Annotated in this window: 22 protein-coding genes; 21 read left to right on the top strand and 1 reads right to left on the bottom strand. The window is 72.0% G+C overall.

Annotated elements, in window-relative coordinates:
- Positions 1 to 37: 37 nt before the first annotated feature.
- The 3 genes from ABZU52_RS14155 (at position 38) to ABZU52_RS14165 (ending at position 3,304) form a co-directional block, all read left to right on the top strand.
- The gene (locus ABZU52_RS14155; RefSeq protein ID WP_354971459.1) at positions 38 to 616 is read left to right on the top strand and encodes a Uma2 family endonuclease; all 579 of its coding nucleotides are present in this window, start codon (positions 38 to 40) and stop codon (positions 614 to 616) included.
- Between the two features lie 443 nt (positions 617 to 1,059).
- Positions 1,060 to 2,139: an amidohydrolase family protein gene (locus ABZU52_RS14160; RefSeq protein ID WP_354971460.1), complete on the top strand. Its 1,080-nt coding sequence runs from the start codon at positions 1,060 to 1,062 to the stop codon at positions 2,137 to 2,139.
- A gap of 328 nt (positions 2,140 to 2,467) precedes the next feature.
- Positions 2,468 to 3,304: a transposase family protein gene (locus tag ABZU52_RS14165; RefSeq protein WP_354971461.1), complete on the top strand. Its 837-nt coding sequence runs from the start codon at positions 2,468 to 2,470 to the stop codon at positions 3,302 to 3,304.
- A gap of 474 nt (positions 3,305 to 3,778) precedes the next feature.
- On the opposite strand, the gene ABZU52_RS14170 is transcribed toward ABZU52_RS14165, so the two are convergent.
- A complete protein-coding gene (locus ABZU52_RS14170; protein ID WP_354971462.1) occupies positions 3,779 to 4,384 on the bottom strand; it encodes a TetR family transcriptional regulator in 606 nt (201 codons plus the stop codon).
- A 234-nt stretch (positions 4,385 to 4,618) separates the two neighbouring features.
- Between ABZU52_RS14170 and proS the strand changes: the two genes are divergently transcribed.
- The 18 genes from proS (at position 4,619) to ABZU52_RS14260 (ending at position 22,351) form a co-directional block, all read left to right on the top strand.
- Complete coding sequence (gene proS / locus ABZU52_RS14175; protein WP_354971463.1) at positions 4,619 to 6,025, top strand: proline--tRNA ligase; 1,407 nt, start codon at positions 4,619 to 4,621, stop codon at positions 6,023 to 6,025.
- A gap of 37 nt (positions 6,026 to 6,062) precedes the next feature.
- Positions 6,063 to 6,683 (top strand): DUF402 domain-containing protein, encoded by a 621-nt coding sequence (locus ABZU52_RS14180; RefSeq protein WP_354971491.1) that lies wholly within the window; start codon positions 6,063 to 6,065, stop codon positions 6,681 to 6,683.
- A gap of 104 nt (positions 6,684 to 6,787) precedes the next feature.
- Entirely contained in the window at positions 6,788 to 7,366 is a 579-nt protein-coding gene (locus tag ABZU52_RS14185; protein ID WP_354971464.1) for a hypothetical protein, read from the top strand.
- Positions 7,367 to 7,482: 116 nt separating this feature from the next.
- Positions 7,483 to 11,238 (top strand): PKD domain-containing protein, encoded by a 3,756-nt coding sequence (locus ABZU52_RS14190; RefSeq protein WP_354971465.1) that lies wholly within the window; start codon positions 7,483 to 7,485, stop codon positions 11,236 to 11,238.
- Complete coding sequence (locus tag ABZU52_RS14195) at positions 11,231 to 11,467, top strand: hypothetical protein (RefSeq protein WP_354971466.1); 237 nt, start codon at positions 11,231 to 11,233, stop codon at positions 11,465 to 11,467. Before ABZU52_RS14190 ends, ABZU52_RS14195 begins: the two co-directional genes overlap by 8 nt.
- Positions 11,468 to 11,500: 33 nt before the next feature.
- Entirely contained in the window at positions 11,501 to 13,072 is a 1,572-nt protein-coding gene (locus tag ABZU52_RS14200) for a hypothetical protein (protein ID WP_354971467.1), read from the top strand.
- A 2-nt stretch (positions 13,073 to 13,074) separates the two neighbouring features.
- Positions 13,075 to 14,058, top strand: coding sequence for a polyprenyl synthetase family protein (locus tag ABZU52_RS14205; RefSeq protein WP_354971468.1), 984 nt, complete (start codon positions 13,075 to 13,077; stop codon positions 14,056 to 14,058).
- A gap of 1 nt (position 14,059) precedes the next feature.
- Positions 14,060 to 16,117, top strand: a complete 2,058-nt coding sequence (locus ABZU52_RS14210) for a geranylgeranyl reductase family protein (protein ID WP_354971469.1) — start codon at positions 14,060 to 14,062, stop codon at positions 16,115 to 16,117.
- 234 nt (positions 16,118 to 16,351) lie between these two features.
- Entirely contained in the window at positions 16,352 to 16,867 is a 516-nt protein-coding gene (gene rpsP / locus ABZU52_RS14215) for a 30S ribosomal protein S16 (protein ID WP_354971470.1), read from the top strand.
- Complete coding sequence (locus tag ABZU52_RS14220; RefSeq protein WP_172862164.1) at positions 16,842 to 17,102, top strand: RNA-binding protein; 261 nt, start codon at positions 16,842 to 16,844, stop codon at positions 17,100 to 17,102. Before rpsP ends, ABZU52_RS14220 begins: the two co-directional genes overlap by 26 nt.
- Positions 17,102 to 17,656 carry a ribosome maturation factor RimM gene (rimM, locus tag ABZU52_RS14225; RefSeq protein WP_354971471.1) on the top strand — a complete coding sequence of 185 codons (555 nt, stop codon included), beginning with the start codon at positions 17,102 to 17,104 and terminating at the stop codon, positions 17,654 to 17,656. The genes ABZU52_RS14220 and rimM overlap by 1 nt, the downstream gene beginning before the upstream one ends.
- Before the next feature lie 11 nt (positions 17,657 to 17,667).
- Positions 17,668 to 18,441, top strand: a complete 774-nt coding sequence (trmD, locus tag ABZU52_RS14230) for a tRNA (guanosine(37)-N1)-methyltransferase TrmD (RefSeq protein WP_354971472.1) — start codon at positions 17,668 to 17,670, stop codon at positions 18,439 to 18,441.
- Positions 18,442 to 18,584: 143 nt separating this feature from the next.
- Entirely contained in the window at positions 18,585 to 18,941 is a 357-nt protein-coding gene (gene rplS / locus ABZU52_RS14235; protein WP_030335223.1) for a 50S ribosomal protein L19, read from the top strand.
- A 181-nt stretch (positions 18,942 to 19,122) separates the two neighbouring features.
- Positions 19,123 to 19,992: a signal peptidase I gene (gene lepB / locus ABZU52_RS14240; RefSeq protein ID WP_354971473.1), complete on the top strand. Its 870-nt coding sequence runs from the start codon at positions 19,123 to 19,125 to the stop codon at positions 19,990 to 19,992.
- A gap of 10 nt (positions 19,993 to 20,002) precedes the next feature.
- The gene (lepB, locus tag ABZU52_RS14245; protein WP_354971474.1) at positions 20,003 to 20,638 is read left to right on the top strand and encodes a signal peptidase I; all 636 of its coding nucleotides are present in this window, start codon (positions 20,003 to 20,005) and stop codon (positions 20,636 to 20,638) included.
- A gap of 53 nt (positions 20,639 to 20,691) precedes the next feature.
- The gene (locus ABZU52_RS14250) at positions 20,692 to 21,225 is read left to right on the top strand and encodes an NUDIX domain-containing protein (protein WP_354971492.1); all 534 of its coding nucleotides are present in this window, start codon (positions 20,692 to 20,694) and stop codon (positions 21,223 to 21,225) included.
- A complete protein-coding gene (locus ABZU52_RS14255; RefSeq protein WP_354971475.1) occupies positions 21,219 to 22,031 on the top strand; it encodes a ribonuclease HII in 813 nt (270 codons plus the stop codon). The genes ABZU52_RS14250 and ABZU52_RS14255 overlap by 7 nt, the downstream gene beginning before the upstream one ends.
- Positions 22,028 to 22,351: a DUF2469 domain-containing protein gene (locus ABZU52_RS14260; RefSeq protein ID WP_007075222.1), complete on the top strand. Its 324-nt coding sequence runs from the start codon at positions 22,028 to 22,030 to the stop codon at positions 22,349 to 22,351. The genes ABZU52_RS14255 and ABZU52_RS14260 overlap by 4 nt, the downstream gene beginning before the upstream one ends.
- Positions 22,352 to 22,444 lie beyond the last annotated feature (93 nt).

Here is a 22,444-nt window from a genome sequence, read left to right on the forward strand (position 1 = left end):
AGCACCTAGGGTTATGTCGCCCCCGGAAGGAGGAGTCATGACCGTGGCGCCAATCCTGCCCGAGCGATCGGAGTGGACGGTCGACGACCTCGGCGACCTGCCGAAGGACCTTCCGTATGAGTTGATCAACGGAAGGTTGATCTTGCCGTCCCCCACTGCCCTGCACCAGGACCTGTGTGTCGAGATCCTGCTTGCCCTCCGTATCAACTGTCCGCCCGAGTACCTGGTCAGCATCGACCTCTCCATGCGGGTCGACCGGCGCAACGAGCCCCGGCCGGACGTGGTCGCGATCCGCCGGGAGCACGCCGACCGCAGCCCCGTGCCGGTGGAGGACGCCCTGCTCGCGGTCGAGGTGATCTCCCCGACCTCGGTCTTTCGCGACATGTACGACAAGGCGCGCGTCTACGCCCACGCCGGCGTGCAGACCTACTGGGTGGTCGACCCACTGCGCGAGCGGATGACGCTGACCGAGTTCGTCCTCGGCCCCAAGGGCGAGTACGAGGCGGCCGCGCACACCGACGACGTCTTCGTCACGGAGCGACCGTGGAAGGTTGCGGTGGACCTCCCGGCGCTGACCGCGCGGCGCGCGGCGCTCCTGGCGGGCCAGGGGGAGTAACCCCTGGCCCCACCTCCGCCGGGTGGCGGTCGGTACCGCTACCCGGCACCGGGTCACCGGCTCCGCGACCGCTTCGGTGGACGCTGACCAAGGAGGCTCTCCCGCCGCGTCTCCTTGTGCTCGGCGCGGCGCCGCTGCCGCGGCGTCAGCTCCGGCCGGCCAGTCTGCCGCAGGTAGTTGGGTACCCGTCGGTCGTTCGGAATCGGCATGCTCATCGCGCTACCTCCTCGTCGGGGTGGACGGCGAGGGGAATGTCCCGTAGCGCGGGCACCTCCTGCCGTTGCGGCTCCCGGGTCAGGGTCGCGGTGAGCCGCTCCGACCACCGTCCACCGGGACCGGGTGAGGCCGCCCCACCCCATCCGGGTGAGCCTGCCGGGGTGACCGCCGGGGCGGGTCCGGCCCGGCGGTCGCCCGGCGGCGGGTGATCCGGTAGGACTGTGCACATGGCTCTGCATGTGCGCGGTGTGCTCCTGCCGGACGACGAGGTCCGGGATCTCTGGTTGGTCGGCGACCGGGTCACCTTCGAACCGGTGCCCGGCGCCGAGACCGTGGTGGACGGCGGGTACGTGCTGCCCGGACTGGTCGACGCGCACTGCCACATCGGCATCGCCCGCGGTGGTGCCCCGATCACCTCCCTCGACCAGGCCCGCGAGCTGGCCCGCGTGGACCGGGACGCCGGTGTGCTGACGATCCGTGACGCGGGTTCGCCGTACCCGTACCCCGAGTTGGACGACGAACCGGACCTGCCGCGACTGGCCCGCGCCGGCCGGCACGTCGCGCCCCCGAAGCGCTACCTGCGTGACATCGGCGTCGAGGTCGGCGCGGCCGAGGTGGCCGCGACGGTGGCCGCGCAGGCCCGAGCCGGCAACGGCTGGGTCAAGCTGGTCGGCGACTGGATCGACCGGGGCGTGGGCGACCTCGCGCCCGCCTGGGACGCCGACACCCTCACCGCCGCCGTGCGAGCCGCACACGGCGCCGGGGTACGCGCCGCGGTACACACCTTCTCCGAGTCGGCCGTCGAGATCATGGTGCGGGCCGGGGTGGACTCGGTGGAGCACGGCACCGGGCTGAGCCTCGACCTGATCGACGAGATGGCCCGCCAGCGCACCGCGCTGGTCCCCACAATGATCAACATCGCTACCTTCGGGGGCATCGCCGAGCAGGCGCGGGCCAAGTTCCCCGGGTACGCCGAGCACATGCTCTCGCTGCGCGACCGCTTCCCCGAGGTGGTGCGGGCCGCGCACGAGGCGGGCGTGCCGATCTACGTGGGCACCGACGCCGGCGGTGGCATCGACCACGGCCTCGCCGCCGAGGAGATGCTGCTGCTGCACGAGCGTGCCGGCATGGCGCCGGTCGACGTGCTCGCCGCCGCCTCCTGGGGTGCCCGCGAATGGCTCGGCTTCCCCGGCCTGGTCGAGGGCGGCCTCGCCGACCTGACCGTCTACCCCGAGGACCCCCGCCACGACCTACGCGTCGTCCGTGCCCCGTCCCGCACGATCCTGCGCGGCCGAGTCCTCCGCTGACCCCGCGCCGCGCCGTGCCGTGCCGTGCCGTGCCGTGCCGTGCCGCGCCGTGCCGCGCCGCGCCGCGCTGGGCGGTGCCGGGCCGCGCAGGGCCGCGTCACGCCGGGCCGGGCCGTGTGCCGCGCCGACCGCAAGATCGTGCTGGATCCAGGAGCTTGTCTCATCCTGTTTGGGCTGGTGGGGTGGTGTTGACAGGATGAGTTGCGGGGTCGCGGCGCTGGTCAGGGCATGGTGATCTTCGCTGGTGATCGGTTGCCGTGGGGAAGATTCGCTCTGCCTCGGTGTTGCGAGTGGCTCATGGCAAAGCCCTCGGTGAGGGTTGCAGGTCGTGACACACGACAACACGCCCACCGAGGGCCACCCACTGGTCTACCAGGTCCATCTGCCCTTGTCGACGAAGTCGCTCACCCTGATCAGTCAGGCGATCCGCCGGCATCGCCGTGAGGTGCGCTCGCGGTGGCGCAAACTCCCCGACGAGCAGGTCGCTCTCATCGTGCTGGCCGTGCTCCGCCACGATCAGCGTCCCGCCGACCTCGCCGCCGCCTACCGGGTGTCGCACCACAGCGTGCGTCGCTGGGTCCGGCAAACCATCACCACCCTCGCCGCGACCGCACCCCGCCTGGACCGAGTCCTCACCCGCGCCGCCCGCGCCAACAACGACAACCCGCTGCTGTTCGACGGCACCTGCCTACCCGTACACCGCCCGAGCGGTCACGCCGAACGACGCCTGTGGTGCGGCAAACACAAAGCCCACCACCTACGCGTCCTCACCCTCACCGACCACCACGGCCGGCTGCTCTGGATCTCCGCCGCCACCGGCGCCCGCACCCACGAAGCCACCCAAGCCAAACGCCTGCGCCTACCCGCCCGACTCCGCCATCACGACCTCGCCGTCATCTGCGACCGCATCCACACCCGCCTCGACGACCAACCCCACAACCCCACCGTCATCACCGGACGACGCGGAAACCGCCACCACCCCCTCACCCCCGCCCAACGCACCGCGAACACCCTGCTCAACCGCGAACGCGCAGCCAACGAACACGCCCACGCCCACCTCAAAAACTGGCGCATCCTCACCCGACTACGCCACGGCTGGCACCCACACGCCACCACCCTGCTACGCGCCCTACTCGTCCTGACCAACTCCGAGATCAACCGCTAACGGCAAACGATCACCACTAAAGATCCACACCAACCCACCAGCATCCCCACCACACCACCAAACCTGTCAACCACCCACCACCAGCCCAAACAGGATGAGACAAGCTCCAGGAAGTAGGGGCCTCGGCGTCGTGGGGATGCCACTACAACCAGGATCGAGCACGATCTTGCCGGGCGGAGAGGTCGACGAGGGAAGATCCGCGCAACTTCCCTGATGTTGCTGCCTCACGCTCGCCGGAGGCAGCAACATCACTGATGTTGTGCGGATCTTGGCGCGGGGCGCGGGGCGCGGGGCGAGGGGCGAGGGGGCGTCGGGGGCGCGACGACGCGACGACGCGACGAGGCGACGACGCGACGACGCGACGACGCGACGGTGCGACGGTGCGACGGTGCGACGGTGCGACGCGTGGAGGGGCCAGATGTGGCGCGCGAACGGACGGTGCGGCGCGGGGCGCTGGGACGCGGGGTGGGAGGGTCAGCGGGGCGGGCGGGTGGCGGCGGCGGTGAAGAGGTACACGGCCAGGTCGGCCAGGGCCGTGGCGGTCTGATCGATCGGGGAGCGGGGGAGCACGATGTGGCTCACCACCAGGCGGACGATCGTGTCGGCGGCGAAGGCCAACGCTGCCTGGTCCGCTCCCGGCAGGTGGTCGCCGGCCCACTCGATCAGCGCGCTGGACGCCTCGGTGAGGACCACCTCGGCCCGGGTGGTGAGGTACGGAAGCAGTTCGTCCGAGCCGCCCCGGGCGCTGGTGAGGATGGCCTTGACCAGCGGGTTGTCGGCCGCAGTGGCGAGGGTGTGGGCGATCGCGGCGTACGCGCCGGCCCGTACGTCGGCGCCGTGCGCGAGCAGCGCCTCTCGGACGTCGCCGACGAACCGGTCCACCTCGCGTCGGGCGAGCGCCTCGGCGAGGCCCGCCTTGCTGCCGAACTCGTTGTAGACGGTCTGCCGACTGACCCCCGCCGTGGTGGCCACGCCGCCCATGCGGACCGCGTCCCAGCCGGCGGCGATGGTCCGTGCGCGGGCGGCGTCCACGATCGTGTCCCGCAGCCGCTGGCGTGGTGAGTCGGTCGTCGCAGTCATGGTGGTCGAATTCTACGGGCGGCCCGTCGACCCGCCCAGCGCGCCCGCCGTCGACCTGGCCGGCGCGCGCCGTCGACCCGACCGGCATCCGCCGTGGGCCTCGCCCGGCGCCTGCCCAGCGCGTGTCGCTGGCCCGGCCGGTGCCGAGCCCTGCCGCCGCCGGGAGGGCACGTCGCGCGGCGCGGCGCCTCCCGGGCGCGGCGGGGCCCCGCGTGGCGCATAGGATGTGCGGTCATGGCACGCGTGCTCACTCCCCGTGCGGAGGATTTCCCCCGCTGGTACCAGGACCTGATCGCCAAGGCGAAGCTGGCCGACAACGGCCCGGTTCGGGGCACCATGGTCATCCGACCGGCCGGCTACGCCATCTGGGAGCGTATGCAGGCTGAGATGGACGCCCGGATCAAGGCGGCGGGGGCGGAGAACGCGTACTTCCCGTTGTTCATCCCGGAGAGCTACCTCAAGCGTGAGGCGCAGCACGTCGAGGGATTCTCGCCGGAGCTGGCGGTCGTCACCCACGGTGGTGGCAAGCCCCTGGCCGAGCCGGTGGTGGTGCGTCCGACCAGCGAGACGGTCATCGGCGAGTTCATGGCGAAGTGGATCGACTCGTACCGGGACCTGCCGCTGCTGCTGAACCAGTGGGCGAACGTGGTCCGGTGGGAGCTGCGCCCGCGGATCTTCCTGCGGACCAGCGAGTTCCTCTGGCAGGAGGGGCACACCGCGCACGCCACCCGGGAGGACGCGCGGGCGTACGCACGGCGGATCCTGCACGAGGCGTACGAGGACCTGATGGTCAACGTGATCGGCATTCCGGTGGTGGTCGGCCTGAAGACGGCGCGCGAGCGCTTCGCCGGGGCGACTGCCACGTACACCTGCGAAGGCATGATGGGCGACGGCAAGGCGCTCCAGCTGGGCACCAGCCACGAGCTGGGTCAGAACTTCGCCAAGGCGTTCGACATCAGCTACTCGGCCAAGGAGGGTGGCCGGGAGCACGCCTGGACCACCTCCTGGGGCACGTCCACCCGGATGCTGGGTGGCCTGATCATGGCGCACGGTGACGACAACGGCCTGCGGGTGCCGCCGAGGCTGGCGCCGATCCAGGCGTACATCATGATCGTCAAGGATGGCGAGGGTGTCGCGGAGGCGGCGGCCAAGCTGCGCGACGGCCTGCGTGACGCCGGTGTCCGGGTCGCGCTCGACGACCGGACCGACACCGCGTTCGGCCGCCGGGCCGTCGACGCCGAGCTGCGTGGCTATCCGGTACGCGTCGAGGTCGGCCCCCGTGACCTGGCCGTCGGTAACGCGACGGTGGTGCGTCGTACCGACGGGTCGAAGTCCCCGACGCCGGTGGCCGACGTGGTCGGCGCGGTCCTCGCGGCGTTGGAGGCCGACCAGCAGGCGCTGCACGACCAGGCGCTCGCCCACCGGTTGTCCCGCACGGTGGAGGTGGCCACCCTCGCCGAGGCGATCGAGGCGGCCGCGACCGGCTGGGCCCGGGTGCCGTGGTCGGCGGTCGGCGTGGCCGGCGAGGCCGAGGCGAACGGTCAGGGCGTCACGGTGCGCTGCCTGCTGCGGGCCGACGGTTCGGTACCGGACTCGGAGGACGAGCCCGACCTGATCGCCATCCTCGCCCGCGCCTACTGAGGTGCTCGTCGACCGGTTCCAGCCGGGTCGGTTGATCATGCACCGGAACGTGCGGCACGGCCGGATCGGTTGGGTCCGGCCGGCCCGGGTGGTCAGCGACGACGAGCGGGGTCTGCTGGTCTGGATCGCCCGGGACTCGCCGGTGGCCCACGAGGTGACCGAGGCTGGGCTGACCATGCGGGCGATGCCGTTCGCCCAGTGGGTCTCGTCGTCGTACCGGTTGGCGCACGGGCGCTGGAACGGGCCGCCGCTGTTGAAGTTCCTGCCCACCGGTGCGGCGCATTCGGTGTGGTGGTTCTCCGACGAGCACGGCCGGTTCTCCCACTGGTACGTCAACCTGGAGGAGCCCGGGGTCCGCTGGGACGACGGTCCGGTGGCCGGCGTCGACGTGGTGGACCAGGACCTCGACGTGGTGGTGCGTCCGGACCTGAGCTGGGAGTGGAAGGACGAGGACGAGTTCGTCGAGCGTCTCGCGTTCGGCGACGACTACTGGGTGACCGACGAGAAGGCGGTTCGCGCCGAGGGGGAACGGGTGATCGCTCTCGCGGAGGCCGGCGCGTTCCCGTTCGACGGCACCTGGTGTGACTTCACGCCGCCTGCCGACTGGATCGTGCCGGACGGGTTGCCCGACGGCTGGGATCGATCACCGGCTCGCTGACCTGGACTTATCACTCCTTGTCATCAAGGAGACATAGGGTTTGCGTCGATGGTGCGGCGGCCTAAGGTACACGCAACGACACCACCAGTTGTGGGAGGCCCGTCATGGCCGACCGAATCAACACCTTCGCTGACCTACAGGCTCGTGCCGGCGTGATCCTCGCCCGGCTGGACGCCGCACCCGCCGTCGCACTCGCGGCGGCGTCGAATCCGCTGCTGGCGGTCGAGCACCTCGGCTACGAGTTCGACCCCCAGGCTCGTACCGGCATCGGTGACCGCATCCGGCTCGGCCCGACCGCCGCCAAGAAGCTCGCCGGTCTGCGCGCCACGATCGCCCGACTGGTCGACCGCAGCGTCGATCCGGACGACGGCCTGCAGGTCCGTCGGCTCCTGACCGACCTGGGCGTGCTTCCGCAGTGCCCCGACGGGGACGATCCGGACACCGACCCGCCGCGCTGGCGTCCCGGCGGCGCCGGCCCCGACCCGCTGGAGCCCTTCCGGGACCGACACCCGGTGATGCCGCCCCTGCTGGAGTACCGGCAGATCTCCGCCCGCCGTCCTCGCTTCGCGCCACCGCAGGCATTCGCCGCGATCCTCGACGGTGTGGTGGCCACACCGCTCACGGCCGTACGCGGTCGTCTCCAGGCGCCACCGCCGGAGCCGGAACCCGCCGACCCCCGCTGAACCGGGGCGACCCCGTAACACCTTCCTGTGCCGTCCACGTACGGCGCGTTCACCGTGGGCTGATCCGGCCTGCTCACCCTCTGGCCTCCACCACAGCGGCCCCGAAGGGGGACCAAATGGCCAACACGCACGGCTTCGAGGTCGTCATCGAGGCGACCCCGCCCGTTCTCCGCAAGGCCCTCCAGGGTGCGTGGAAGTCGGCCGAGTGCGGCGACACCAGCACCGACGAGGGACGTATCCCGCAGTACCTGCCGGTCCCGGCCGGCCTCGGCTTCGGGGGGTTCACCACGGCCGGCGGCCAGGTGGAGATCCCTCGGGACCAACTGGACGCCGCGCCGCGACCGGACATCGACGGCTGCGAACTCACCTTGGGCCTGATCATCCAGCTGGTGGTGGCCGACCCGCCCGTCCCGTCCGCGCAGCTGCTGGATCTCACCGCCACCGCCCGTGCCGCCGTGCCGATCGGGGTGCTGCCCGACTCGAAGAACGTGGGGCTGCGCTTCGACGGGCTGCCCCGCAGCGCGGTCACCGCGACCCTCACCAGCGGCGACCCGCTCGCCCCGAAACTCGTGCAGATCCTCGGCGAGTACATCCACTTCGCGTACGAGAACGGCGGCCCGGGTGGGGTGCTGCATCCCGGGATACCGGCGATCCCGCACGAGCAGGACGACACCGGTCTGGTCCTGGGCCTCGGCGTGGGCAGTTACACCCTCGACACGCACCTGGAGATCTACGACGACCAGGCAGAACCCGCGCACCGGATCGACGTCAGTCGACCCGATCCGGGGCACATCCTCATCAGCATGCCGATCTACCTGCGGATGTTCCACATCGTGGGCGCCGGGGCGGCGCCCGCGTTGGCCGATCCGATGGGGGTGGAGACCCGGCTGGCCATCACGGTGCCGCTGGAGACCCCGCCCGGGGCGTACACGCTGCGGTTCGACACGGCGACGGTGGCCGCGGGGCCGATCAACCCGGCACCCGGCGTCGAGGGCACGCATTTCACCACCAACAACGCCACCCTCTTCGGGTTCCTCGACAACGCGTTGCAGGTCCAGCTGAACCAGCAGGGCGCCGAGCTGGTGCACGGCTTCGGCGCGCAGACCGTGACGGTGCCGACCGTGGCGCAGATCGAGACGGCCATCGGCGATCTGCTCTTCGACGACCTGGCCGGCCGCGGCTTCCTGGCTCTGTGGACGCCCGAGGCCGGGGGCGAGGTGTTCGAGGCCGACAACGTGGCCACCCGGGTCTTCGCCGACCTGCTGGTGATCGCGATCAACGCCGGTGAGGGCGCCGACATCGGGGCGATGACGAACGTCGTACCGGCCGGTCGGGACTTCGCCATCCTGCTCAACGGCGCGATCGTGCAGCAGAACATCGACGCCGCCCGGGTCGCCAACGGCTGGGCGGACAACGACCTGCCGCGCCGCGTCGACCAGGACGGCGACAAGGCGGACGTACGCGAGCTGGACGTCGTCCTGCGCGACGGGTCGATCCGGATGACCGGCGAGATCACCGTCATCGACGCCATCCTCGGCAGCATCGACGTCGACGCCAGCTTCCGGGCCGACGTGGGTCTGCACTGGACCCCGAGCGGCAGCCTCAACCCAGACGGCGTGCAGCGGATGGACAACCACCTGATCGGCGAGCCGGACGTCGACCCCGAGGAGTCGGTCCTGTTCTGGGTCATCGCCGTCATCCTGGCGATCATCAGCTTCGGCGCCGGCAGCATCCTGATCGGGATCATCATCATCGTGGTCGCGGCGGTCATCACCGCCGTGGTGAACAACATCGGTGGGTCGCGCCTCGTGGACCCGGTCACCGGGGCGGTCAGCGGCATCACCGGCTGGCCACCCGAGCTGGCCCGGATCGGCCGGGTCCGGGCCGTGTTCTTCGACCCGATCGTGATCAACGCCGACGGGCTCGTCCTCGCCGGCGACCTGGAGGTGCTCAGCTCCTGCGAGAGCACCGAGGTGCTGGCCGCCCGCAGCGGCGGCCCGTACACCGGGACCGCCCAGTCGGCGCTGCTGCTGGCCGCCGGCCACACCAGCGCCGCGGCCGGCTACACCTGGCTGACCGGCGACGGCGCGCCGTCGGTCACCACCGTGAACGTCAACCACGTCTACGCCGCCAGCGGCGTCTACCTGGCGGCGCACTCGCTGACGATCAACGAGCCCGGCGGCGCCACCAGCAACCACTTCGCCCTGGTGTACGTCGCCAACGTGCCGCCCACCGTCGACGCCGGCCCGGACCTCACCGTCGACGAGGGTGAGGTGGTCACCCTTGTCGGCCGGTTCACCGACGTCGAGTACGCCGACACCCACGAGACCACCTGGAACTTCGGGGACGCCCAGCCCACCGAGCCCGGCACTGTGGTCGAGACCAACACCCCACCGCGCGCCGAGGGCACCAGCACCGTCCAGCACGCCTGGTGTGACAACGGCGTGTACCAGGTGACCCTTCGCGTACGGGACCAGAACGGCGGCATGGCCACCGACACCCGGACCGTGACGGTGCGCAACGTCCCGCCGGTGGTCGACGCCGGCCCCGACCTGTTCACCTACCCCTGCACGGTGCTCACGCTGACCGCCCGGTTCACCGACCCCGGCTGGTGCGACACCCACACGGCGGTCTGGGAGTTCGGCGACTGCACCCCGCCGCTGCCGGCCGTGGTCGACGAGACACACGAGCCGCCGGCCGGCCGGGGCGTCGCCGTGCTCTCGCACCGCTACCCGGACTGCGGCACGTTCGTGGCCCGGTGCACGGTGACCGACGACGACGGAGGGGTCGGCGTCGACGAGCTGGTCGTGCGGGCCGTCGACGTGGTCAACCGGCACTTCGAGGACGGCTTCGCCCAACGCGCCACCGGGCAGGTCGCCAACGGCTGGGAGCCGTACGTGCTGGCCGGATCGGCGCCGACCGGCACCGGTCAACACGCCGCTAGCAACTTCGTGGTGCACGGCGGCCGCAGGTCCCAGGGCCTGGTGCCGGGTCCGCAGCAGCGGGTCGGCGTCCGCCAGCGGATCGGGGCGAACCCGGGCTGGGAGTACCAGCTCACCGCCTGGTACGACCTCGACGAGGCCGACCCCGCGACGGCCCGGCTCGGCGTCGACCCCACCGGCGGCACCGATCCGACCTCGACCGCCGTCGTGTGGAGCGACGGTACGACCGCGCAGCGGTGGAGCCCGCTGACGGTACGCGTCGCCGCCCGGGCCGCCGCGGTGACCGTCTTCCTGGAGGCGACGGCCGACCGGCGGGACTCCCGTCAGGGCGGCGGTCGGGTGTGGTTCGACGACGTGGACCTGCTGGCCGTGCAGCCGTACTGCCCGCCCGAGTCGCCGCCGCCGAGTCCCCGCGACTGTCTCGACTTCGCCGACCGCGAACCTGGCACCCAGTACCCGATCCAGTGGACGGACCAGGGATTCGGCATCCGTTCGCTGGACGACTCGGGCCGCGTGGTCGTCGCGCTCGGGCCACCCACCGGAGGCGCCGCGCTGCAACTCGGCATCGGCGTACGGATCGACCTGCCCCGACCGGCGCAACGGGTCGTCGTCACGCTCGTCAACCAGGGCGGCCGTCCGGTCGAGGTGACCGCGTACGACGACGACGGCGCGGAACTCGACCGGGCCGAGGTGCCGGCCACCGCGGCGCCGGTCCCGACGACGGTGACCCTCACCGGTCCCGGGATCGTCGCCGTCCGGATCGTCGGACGGGCGGCGGAGGGACTGCTCGTGCGGCTCTGCGCCGAGTACGCCGACGACGACGGGTCGGACGACGACTCCTCCGACGGCCCGTCGTCGCACCCCGCTCCGATCGACCCCGCCGGCACCGGTCCGACGCGCCCGCCGACCCGGGGTGGCTGCTGTGGCTGAACCGGGCTCGCTGGAGGCCGTACGCGCCGTGCTGGCCGCACACCGCGCCGACCTCACCCGCCGGTACGCCGCAGTCGGCACCGGCATCGGACGGCCGGACCCGTCCGGCCCGTACGTCATCACCATCTACGTCACCGACCCCGCGTCGGTTCCCGTCACCAGCGAGAGCGTCGACGGTGTCCCGCTGCGCTTCGTGCTCACCGGGCCGTTCGAGGCCCGCCGAACCTGATGCATCACCCCGTTCCATCGGCAGGAGGCGGTCATGTCCAATCCCAACGACGACACCTACGTCAAGGCCCGGGCGTTGGCCCGGGCGGCCCGTGGCGGACCACTGGCCGGGCTGCTCAACGATCCCAACGTCAGCGGGCTCGCCTACGGCCGGCGGGAGGTCAGCGGTCGTCGCACCGACGAGCCCGCCCTGGTGGTGTACGTGGTCCGCAAGGTGCCCCGGCAGTTCCTCCCCACCACCCGGCTGCTGCCGCGACGCGTCTACTTCGGACCCGACTTCGTCGAGGTCGACGTGGTGGAGACCGGCCCGTTCTTCGCCCAGGAGTTCACGGCCCGGGAACGTCCGGCACCCAACGGGGTGAGCATCGCGCACATCGACGTCACGGCCGGCACGCTCGGCGCTCTGGTCACCGACAACACCGACGGCTCGCTCTGCATCCTCAGCAACAACCACGTGCTGGCCAACGCCAACGCCGGTGCGATCGGGGATGCGATCGTCCAGCCCGGCCCGTACGACGGCGGCACCGCGCCGGCCGACACCATCGGCACCCTCAAGCGGTTCGTGATGATCAATCCGGCCGGCAACCGGGTGGACTGCGCCATCGCCCAGGTCACCCAGCCCAACGACGTGATCGACCAGGTCAAGAACAACATCTTCGAGGTCCCCAACGACGACCACCGGGCCATCGGCCTGCTCTTCGCCGGCTCGTGCAACCGCACGTTGATCAACCCCATCGACGAGGTGCTGCGCCAGCTCGACGTACGCTTCGCTGCGGGCGAGGCCGCCATCACCGGCGTCGACGTCGGCAGCAACGTGGAGAAGGTCGGCCGGACCACTGAGTACACCACCTCCACGGTCACCGAGCTGGACGTCACCGCGAGCATCGACTACGGCCCCGGCGTCGGCGTGGCGACCTTCGAGGGGCAGATCGCCACCGCCCACCTCTCCGAGGGCGGCGACTCCGGGTCGCTGGTGTACCTCGGCGGCGCGGGCGGCAACGAGAGCGCCTGCGGCTGCGCCTCCAGCAGCACGGCCCGCCGGGTCCTGGACCGCGACGTCGACCTGGACGTGGCGGTCGAGAAGGAGTTCCGGCAGCGCTACCTCCAGCAGACCCGGGTCGGCCGGTTCGCCGTCGACACCTACTTCGCCAACGAGGACCGGCTGGTCGCCCGGGCGCGGACCACGAAGCTCTCCGACGCCGACCGTCGGCACCTCCAGAAGCTCTACGACACCTACGCCGAGACGGCCCGCGCCGTCCTGCTCCAGCCGCAGCGCTCGGAGGCGACCCTCACCTCCGAGCACCTCGACGAGGCCCGCAAGACGCTACGGCGGTTCGCGGACCGGTTGACCGCCGAGGAGGTGTCCGCCGCCGAGGAGGTGCTCGCGTTGGCGAACGACGCCGTCGGTCGTACCCCGGTGGAGATCCTGCGGATGCTCGATGACGAGAACCTGCTGGCCAAGGCGCGGGAGCTGGTCGCGCGGGTGCCCTTCCTGTCCGAGCCGGGCGGTGGACGGCGCGGCGACGGCGGATGCGGCTGCGGTGGCGGCCAGCCGCCGCCCGCGGAGCCGACCACGCCCGAGCCCGAGCCCAAGCCGAAGCGGTGACGGTGGGCGGCGTACCCGCTCCGGACTGGCTGGCCAGCGACAGTGCCCGGGAGGCGCTGGCCGGCCTGGACCGGCGGATGCGGGAGGCCGTCGCCGCGTCGGACCCGGCGCTGTGGGCCATGGCGACGGCCTTGCAGCGCCGTGGCGGCAAGCGGATCCGTCCCGCGTTGCTGCTGGTAGCGGCGGAGTTCGGCGCCGACCGGCCGGCGCACCTGCTCGACGCCGCCGCCGCGCTGGAGCTGCTGCACCTCGCCTCGCTCTACCACGACGACGTGATGGACCGCGCTGTCACCCGTCGGCACGGGCCGAGCGTGAACGCCGAATGGGGTGAACCGGCGGCGGTGGTCGCCGGGACCTTCCTGCTGGCCCGGGCGATCGCCCTGCTCGCCGCGCTCGACGACCGGTACGGCCGGGAGGCGGCGGCCGCGATGGTCGCGCTCTGCACCGGGCAGCTCCGGGAGACGGAGAACGCCTTCCACACCGGGCTGACCGAGACCGAGCACCTGGACATCGTCGCCGGCAAGACGGCGACGCTGTTCGAGCTGCCCTGCCGGTTGGGCGCGTTGCTGGCCGGAGCGCCGGCCGGCACGGTCGCGGCGCTGGCCGGGTACGGCCACGACCTCGGGGTCGCCTTCCAACTCACCGACGACGCGCTCGACGTGCAAGGCAGCTACGCGGCCCTCGGCAAACGGCCGCTGACGGACGTACGGGAAGGGATCTACACCATGTCCGTGCTGCGGCTGCTGGCCCGCGACACCCCGGGGTCCGCCCGGGTGCGCGAACTTCTGGAGGTACGCGACCCGACCCCGGCGGAGCTGGCCGAGGTCGCCGAGGTGGTCGTCGCCTCGGGCACCGTGGACGACGTGCTCGCCGAGGCCCGGGAGCGGGCCGGCCGGGCGGCCCGGCGGCTCGAACCGCTGCCGCCCGGTCCGGCTCGCGACTCGCTGGTCCGGCTCGCCGACTACGCCGTCACCCGGGCGGGTTGACATGGACTCGCCGATGGTGCCGCAGCGGCTGGACGGCTTCGACGCGATCGTGGTGGGCGCCGGGCCGGGTGGATCGGCCGCCGCGTACCGGCTGGCGGCGCGGGGGCGGCGGGTGCTGCTGCTGGACCGGCGGGACTTCCCCCGTGACAAGTGCTGCGGCGACGGCCTGACCCGCAGCGCCGTGCGTCTGCTCGACGAGATGGGGGCGCTCGACGAGTTGGCGGGAGCCCAGCGGGTCGGCGGGGTGCGCATCCGCATGCGCGGTCGTGGCGCTCGCGACTTCCGCTACGAGGACCCCGACGGCACCGGGTACGGCCTGGTGGTGCCCCGGATGGAGCTGGACGCGGTGCTCTGCCGGCGGGCGGTACGCGCCGGTGCCGTGCTCTGGACCGGGGCACGCGCCACCCGGCTGCTCGGCGACGCCGACGGCGTCCACGGCGTGCAGGTCGAGTACGCGGGCCGCCGGTTCGCGCTGCGCGCGCCGGCCGTGGTCGCCGCGGACGGAGCGTCCTCCCGGCTGGCCCACCAGGCCGGGCTGCGGACCCCGGACCGGGAGTGGACGGGGTTCGCCGCCCGGGGCTACTTCTCCGGGGTCACGGACCTCGACGAGTTGCTGGAGATCCACCTTCCGCTCGCGGACGTCACGGACCGGCGGGTGCTGCCCTCGTACGGCTGGGTGTTCCCGGTCGGCGACGGGACGGCGAACGTCGGGGTGGGCCTTTTCGACCCGGCCCACCAGCAGAACGTCCGCCTGTTGTACGACCGTTTCGTCGCCGAACTGGCGGCGTCCGACCACCGGTTCCGGGCGGCGCGTCCGGCCGGGCCGATGACCGGGGCGCCGTTGCGGCTGGACTTCGACCCGTCCCGCTGCGGCGTGCCGGGGCTGCTGCTGGTCGGCGACGCGGCGGGGCTGGTGAGCCCGTTCACCGGTGAGGGCATCAGCTTCGCCCTGGAATCGGGTCTGCTCGCCGCCGACCGGATCGACAGCGCGGTGCGGTCGTCCGACGCCGGACCGGTGGACCCGGCCCCGTACGCCGGGCAGTTGGCCGCCCGACAGTCCGGCTACTTCGAGACCGGCCGGTACTCGGTCCGCCGGTACCTGCTCGCCTGGCGGGTGCTCGACGCCACGTTCGACGACGATCGTCCCCTGTTCGCCCTCTGTCGCCGGTTGGCGCTCTTTCCGGACGGTGCGCGGGCGGCGGTCCTGCTGGACCCGCTGCCGCAGCCCGCCCCGGAACTCGCCCGCGACCTGCGACGGGACCTCATGGCAGTGGGTGAGCTGCTGGCCGGCTGCGTCCGGGACGACTGGCCGATGTTCGTCCGGCTCGCCGGCGTGGACGAGGACCTGTCCACGCTGTCGCTGCGTCCGGCGGTGCTGTTGCTGGTCGCCGCGGCGGTCGGCGGTCGCGCGCATCCGCTGCGGCACGCTCTCGGCGCGGCAGTCGACCTGGGTCTGCTCGCCGGCCTGGCGGTGGACAGCGCCCGGGAGGAGACCCGCGCCGCCGGTCCCGCGCCGACGCCCTGGGGCAACCGGTTCGCGGTGCTGGTCGCGGACTTCCTGCTGGCCAGGGCGTACGAGTTCGCCGCGCAGGGCGGCGGTCCGGTGGTCGCCGAGTTCGCCGAGGCGTTGACAGTGGCCTGCGAGGGACGGGCCCGGGAACTGCGCGCCGACCCGTCGGCGGAGGTGGCCGCCGGTGGCGCTGCCCTGGTCGGGCGTACCGCCACCGCGTTCGAGTTGCCGTGTCGGCTGGGCGGTCGGCTCGGTGGCGCTCCGCCGCGGGTGGTGAACGCGCTGGCCGCGTACGGTCGGGAGGTCGGTGCCGCCTACGCCCTCGGCGAGCGGGTGCGCGACCTGGCTGGCGTCTCCCGGTGGGGTTCGTCGGCCGGTTCCGGGACGGACACGCGGGACGACGATCCCCGGGTGACGGCCCTGCTGACCCTGATCGCCGAGCACGCACACCGGGCACGGGAGGCGTTGCGGGTGGTACCCGCCGGGCCGGCGCGCGAGCTGTTGGCCAGGCTGGCCGCGCCCGGGGCACCGGGTGCCATCGGCGAGTGATGTCCGTCACGTAGTGGCCTCGGACGGGACGTGCTGGGCCTCCGGTGTGAGCGATCGGGGTTCCGTCTGGCAGAATGGGTCGCTGGTATCCGGCGCGCGTTCGGCGCCCTCTAACCCGGGCGCGTTGCCAGTCCACCGAGTAGTCTCCGGCCCAACCCCACTGTGCCGGTCGGCGCTCACCCATGCACACCGCCCGTACCGGGCCGGTGAGATCGCAACAGGAGCGAAACAACTGTGGCCGTAAAGATCCGGCTCCTGCGGATGGGCAAGATCCGCAACCCGCAGTACCGCATCGTCATCGCCGACTCGCGCACCAAGCGTGACGGCCGGGCGATCGAGTTCGTCGGGATTTACCAGCCCAAGGAAGACCCCTCGATCATCGAGGTCAAGTCGGAGCGGGTCCAGTACTGGCTGTCCGTCGGCGCCCAGCCGAGCGAGGCGGTGCAGCGGCTGCTGGAGCTGACCGGTGACTGGCAGAAGTACAAGGGCCTGCCGGCCCCGCCGCCGCTCCTGGTCGCCCCCGAGCGGGCCGACCGCAAGGCGGCGTACGAGGCTGAGGCCAAGGCCGCCGCCGGGCTCGCCCCGGAGACCCCGGCCAAGCCGGCCAAGAAGGCCGCCAAGGCTGCCGAGGCTCCGAAGGCTGAGGCTCCGGCCGAGGCGCCGAAGACCGAGGCTCCGGCCGAGGCCCCGGCCGCTGCCGACGCTCCGGCCGAGGCCCCGGCCGCTGCCGACGCCGGTGAGCAGGCCTGACATGCCACTGCGTCCGGCGTTGGAGCACCTGGTCAAGGGCATCGTCGACCACCCGGATGACGTCCGGGTGCGGATGGTCGATTCCCGTCGGGGCAAGCGGCTCGAAGTCCGCGTGCACCCCGAGGACCTCGGCACTGTGATCGGGCGGTCCGGCCGGACCGCCAAGGCGCTGCGCCAGGTGATCGGCTCCATCGGCGGGCGCGGGGTTCGCGTCGACATCGTCGACTCGTACTGATGCAGCTCGTCGTCGGCAGGATCGGCAAGCCGCACGGTGTCCGCGGTGAGGTCACCGTGGAAGTGCGGACCGACGAGCCCGAGGCACGGTTCGCCCCCGGGACGGTGCTGCGCACCGCACCGGGGGCGACACCCCCTCCACCCACCGATGAGCCTGGCGTGCCGTTCCGGGTTCCGGCGGAGCTGACCATCGAGGAAGCCCGCTTCCACCAGGGTCGGGTGCTGATCGCGTTCGACGGCATCCTGGACCGCAACACCGCCGAGGCGTTGCGCGGGACGCTGCTCCTGGTGGACAGCGCCGAGGTGGCCCCACCGGACGACCCGGAGGAGTTCCACGACCACCAGTTGGTCGGGTTGGCCGTGGTGACCCCGGCCGGCGAGCGCCTGGGCGAGGTCGCCCGCATCGACCACGCGCCCTCGTCCGACCTGCTGGTGCTGCGGCGGCCCGAGGGGCGTACCGCGTTGATCCCGTTCGTCCGGGCGATCGTTCCGGAGGTCGACCTGGCCGGCGGACGTGTGATCGTCGACCCGCCAGCCGGACTGCTCGACCTTTAGGACCAGCCCGCATGCGCGTCGACGTCGTGTCGATCTTTCCGGAGTACTTCGCCCCGCTGGACCTGTCGCTGATCGGACGGGCGCGGGCCAACGGCGTACTCCAGCTCGCCGTGCACGATCTGCGGACCTGGACCCACGACGTGCACCGCACGGTCGACGACACCCCCTACGGTGGCGGGCCGGGAATGGTGATGCGCCCGGAGCCGTGGGGTGAGGCGTTGGACGCGCTCGCGCCGGCCGACGCTCCGCCGCCCCGGCTGCTGGTGCCGTCGCCGGCCGGTGCCCCGTTCACCCAGGCGATGGCGTACGAGTTGGCGGCCGAGCCGCATCTGCTCTTCGCCTGCGGCCGTTACGAGGGGATCGACCAGCGGGTCCTGGCGCACGCCGCCACCCGGATGCCGGTCACCGAGGTGTCGCTCGGCGACTACGTGCTCTTCGGCGGCGAGGTCGCGGTCCTGGTGATCCTGGAGGCGGTCACCCGACTGCTGCCGGGGGTGCTGGGCAACGCGGGCTCGCTGGACGAGGAGTCGCACGCGCACGGGCTGCTGGAAGCGCCGATCTACACCAAGCCGCCGAGCTGGCGTGGGCACGACGTGCCGGAGGTGCTCCGCTCCGGTGACCACGGCAAGATCGCCCGTTGGCGGCGCGAGGAGGGTCTGCTGCGGACCGCGGCCCGCCGGCCGGACCTGCTGGCCGCGCTGCCCCCCGATCGGCTCGACAAACGGGACATCGCGGCCCTGGACCAGGCCGGATTTCAACCTCCACCGGGAGATGTGGCAAAGTAGAGGGGTTGCCGCATCCGTCCGCGCCCGCGGTCGGCTGCGAGGATCCCCGACCGGGGTCGGTCCGCCGATCACCACCCGGGAATCAGAATCACCCACCCGCGCACCGAGTGACGGTGCGCCGTGAGCCTTACGAGGACGCAGCGATGAACATCCTGGACGCCCTTGACGCCCAGTCGAAGCGGACCGACCTTCCCGACTTCCGGGCCGGTGACACCGTCAAGGTGCACGCCCGCGTCGTCGAGGGCAACCGGTCCCGTGTCCAGATCTTCCAGGGCGTCGTGATCCGCCGCCAGGGTGACGGTCTGCGCGAGACCTTCTCGGTCCGCAAGGTCAGCTTCGGTGTCGGCGTCGAGCGGACCTACCCGCTCAACGGCCCCGGCATCGACCGGATCGAGGTCGTGACCCGCGGTGACGTGCGTCGCGCCAAGCTCTACTACCTGCGCGAGCTGCGCGGCAAGAAGGCCAAGATCAAGGAGAAGCGGGAGAAGCAGCCCAGCTGACTTCCCGTTCGCCACGCCGCCCGAGCTGCGCGTATGCCGTACCGACCAGAGCGCACTACCCTGGTCGTACGGGCGCAGCGAGGCGGCGGTCCCGCCCACGTGGCGGGCAGTTGTCCACTACCGCCCGTGGAGCCTCGACGAGGCTCCCGGGCGGTGGTGTTTCTGCGGACCGGGGAGTGGCGTGGTGCAGACGCTTGACGAGGACGGCACCGTCGATCCGTGGCGCCGACGGGCTCGCCGCACCCGCCGGCAGATGCCGCTCTGGCAGGAGTTGCCGCTGCTGCTGGTGGTCGCGTTCTGCCTCGCGGTGCTGATCCGCACCTTCCTGCTCCAGGCGTTCTTCATTCCGTCCGGCTCGATGGAGGACACCCTCCTCGTCGGTGACCGGGTGCTGGTCAACAAGGTCGTCTACGACGTTCGTGACCCGCTGCGCGGCGAGGTGGTGGTCTTCCGGGGCACCGACCGCTGGGCGCCGCAGGTCGACGATCAGCCGAAGCCCGGTGTCGCCGGCCGGCTGGCCCGCACCGTCGGCGACCTGGTCGGGGTGAGCCGCCCCGGTGAGAAGGACTTCATCAAGCGGGTGATCGGTCTTCCCGGTGACCGGGTCAAGTGCTGCGACAGCCAGGGGCGGGTGACAGTCAACGGCACGCCGCTCAACGAACCGTACGTCCTGCGGGACTCACCACTGGACCTGCCGCCCAACCCGGCGGAGTGCCGCTCCCGGCGCTTCGACGAGATCGTCGTGCCGCCCGGTCAGATCTTCGTGATGGGCGACCACCGTGAGGTCTCCCAGGACGCGCGCTGCCAGGGGCCGGTGCCGATCGACAACGTGGTCGGCCGGGCCTTCACTGTGGTCTGGCCGTCGTCGCGGTGGAGCGCGCTGTCGGTGCCGTCGACGTTCGAGGACGTCTCCGGGCCGGCCACCGCTTCCCCCGTCGGACCTCCCGTGCCACCGGCTCCGCAGGGCGGTGTGCTGCTGATCCTTCCGTTGGCAGCCGCACTACGTGGTTCCCGCGCGTTCCGGACGGTGCCGTCCAGCCGAGCAACGTAGGCTCCTTGGCGTGATTGACGAGCAGACCGACAAGCCGCGTAGCTCCTTCTGGAAGGAGCTGCCGATCCTGCTGGGTGTGGCGATCCTGGTCGCGGTGCTGGTCCGCGCCTTTGTGCTGCAGACCTTCTTCATCCCCTCCCCGTCCATGGAAAACACTCTCAAGATCGATGACCGGGTGCTGGTCAACAAGCTGGTCTACGACTTCCGATCACCGCACCGCGGCGAGGTGATCGTGTTCAAGGCTCCGACCGAGTGGAGCGGCAACCCCGACGGTGAGGACTTCATCAAGCGGGTGATCGGCATCCCCGGCGACCACGTGGTCTGCTGCGACCCGCAGGAACGATTGATGATCAACGGCAAGTCGCTGGACGAGCCGTACATCTTCTCCATGGACGGGGTTCGCGACAAGCCCGCCGACCAGGAGTTCGACATCACCGTGCCGGAGGGACGGCTGTGGGTGATGGGCGACCACCGCTCGGCCTCCGGCGACTCACTGGAGCACTGGCAGCAGTCCCAGCAGAACATCACCGAGGCCACCATCCCCGAGAAGGACGTGGTCGGCCGGGCGTTCACCGTCTTCTGGCCGGTCAACCGGGCCACCTGGCTGACCGTGCCGGACGGGTTCGACGGCATTCCCAAGCCGTAGGCCGACGGGGCGTGGGCGATCCGTCCGCGGTCTGGCAGGCTGGTGCGGTGACCGTGAGCGCGAGGAGTGAACGTCCGAGCCCCGCAGTCGCGAACAGCGACGACCGCGCGTACACCCCTCGACGTGCGGCCCGCGTGCTGCTCGTCGACGCGGCCGGCCGGGTCCTGCTGTTCGAGGGCTTCGACCCGGCCCGACCCGGGCACCGGTACTGGTTCACTCCCGGCGGCGGGCTCGATCCGCTGGAGTCCCCGGCGGCGGGCGCGGCCCGTGAGTTGGCCGAGGAGACCGGCCTGCGGGTCGACCCGACCGAGTTGGGTGAGCCGGTCTGGTCGGACGCGACAGAGTTCTCCTTCGACGGCATCTGGTACCGCCAGGAGCAGGATTTCTTCCTCTTCCGGGTGGATTCCTGGCGGGTGGACACCACGGGCTTCAACGACATCGAGCGACGCAGCATCGCCGACCACCGCTGGTGGGTTCCGGACGAGTTGGCGGCCAGCGGCGACCGGTTCTACCCACCCGAACTGCCCGCCCTGCTGACCCGGCTGGGGCAGTCGACCACCGCCGACCAGGACGAGGCGTCGTGCTGACCCCGCCGCGTACCGTGGTGCGCCGCGAGGCCGGCCTGTACGCCCTGGAGCGGGCGTTGCAGCGACGTGGCTTCCGGCACGTCGCCGGCGCCGACGAGGCGGGCCGGGGGGCGTGCGCCGGTCCGCTGGTCGCCGCCGCGGCGGTGCTGCCCGAGGGGCGGCGCGGCGAGATCGAGGGGCTGGCCGACTCGAAGCTGCTCACCCCGGCCAGTCGGGAGCGGGTGTACGCGGAGGTCGTGGACCGCGCGCTCGCGTACGCCGTGGTGGTCATCCCGGCCGAGGAGGTCGACGCCCGGGGGCTGCACGTGTGCAACCTGGCCGCGATGCGCCGGGCGCTCGCCTCGCTCACCACCCACCCGGAGTACGTGCTGACCGACGGCTTCGGCGTGGACGGTCTGGGTGTGCCTGGGCTGGCGGTGTGGAAGGGCGACCGGGTGGCCGCGTGCGTGGCGGCGGCCAGCGTGCTCGCCAAGGTCACTCGGGACCGGCTCATGGTGGAGTTGGACGCGGTGTACCCGGCATACGGCTTCGCCGAGCACAAGGGCTACATCACCCCGGAGCACTCGGCGGCGCTGCGGGAGCACGGGCCGTGCCGGGAACACCGGTTCTCGTACGTCAATGTCGCCGCGGTCTCCGGCCGCGACGGCCGGCCGCCGCGCGCCCGACGGCCCGGCGGCCACCGCCCCGATGAGCCGATGGAGCGCTCGTGGGCGTCAGGGGGTACCGTCGGCGTGGCGTTGGGCGAGCAGCCTCGGCCTCCGACGCCGGTGGGGGAAGATGTGGCCATGGAAGGCGGAGTGCGATGAGCGCGGAAGATCTCGAGAAGTACGAGACCGAGATGGAGCTGCAGCTCTACCGGGAGTACCGCGACATTGTCCGCCAATTCTCCTACGTGGTGGAGACGGAGCGCCGGTTCTACCTGGCCAACCAGGTCGACCTGCACGTGCGCAACTCCGACGGCGAGGTCTACTTCGAGGTGGAGATGCACGACGCCTGGGTGTGGGACATGTACCGTCCTGCCCGCTTCGTGAAGAACGTCCGGGTGATGACCTTCAAGGACGTCAACGTCGAGGAGCTGGAGAAGCCCGACATCTCGCTGCCCGCCGACTCCGGCTTCGGCGGCTGAGCGCACCCGGCCTCGAAGGCTGAACGTTCCCGGCCTCAACGGCTGAGCGCACCCGAGCCACCGTGCCAGGCCACGGGTCCCCCACCCGTGGCC

The organism is Micromonospora sp. NPDC005220 (assembly GCF_040607895.1).
Classification (GTDB): domain Bacteria; phylum Actinomycetota; class Actinomycetes; order Mycobacteriales; family Micromonosporaceae; genus Micromonospora.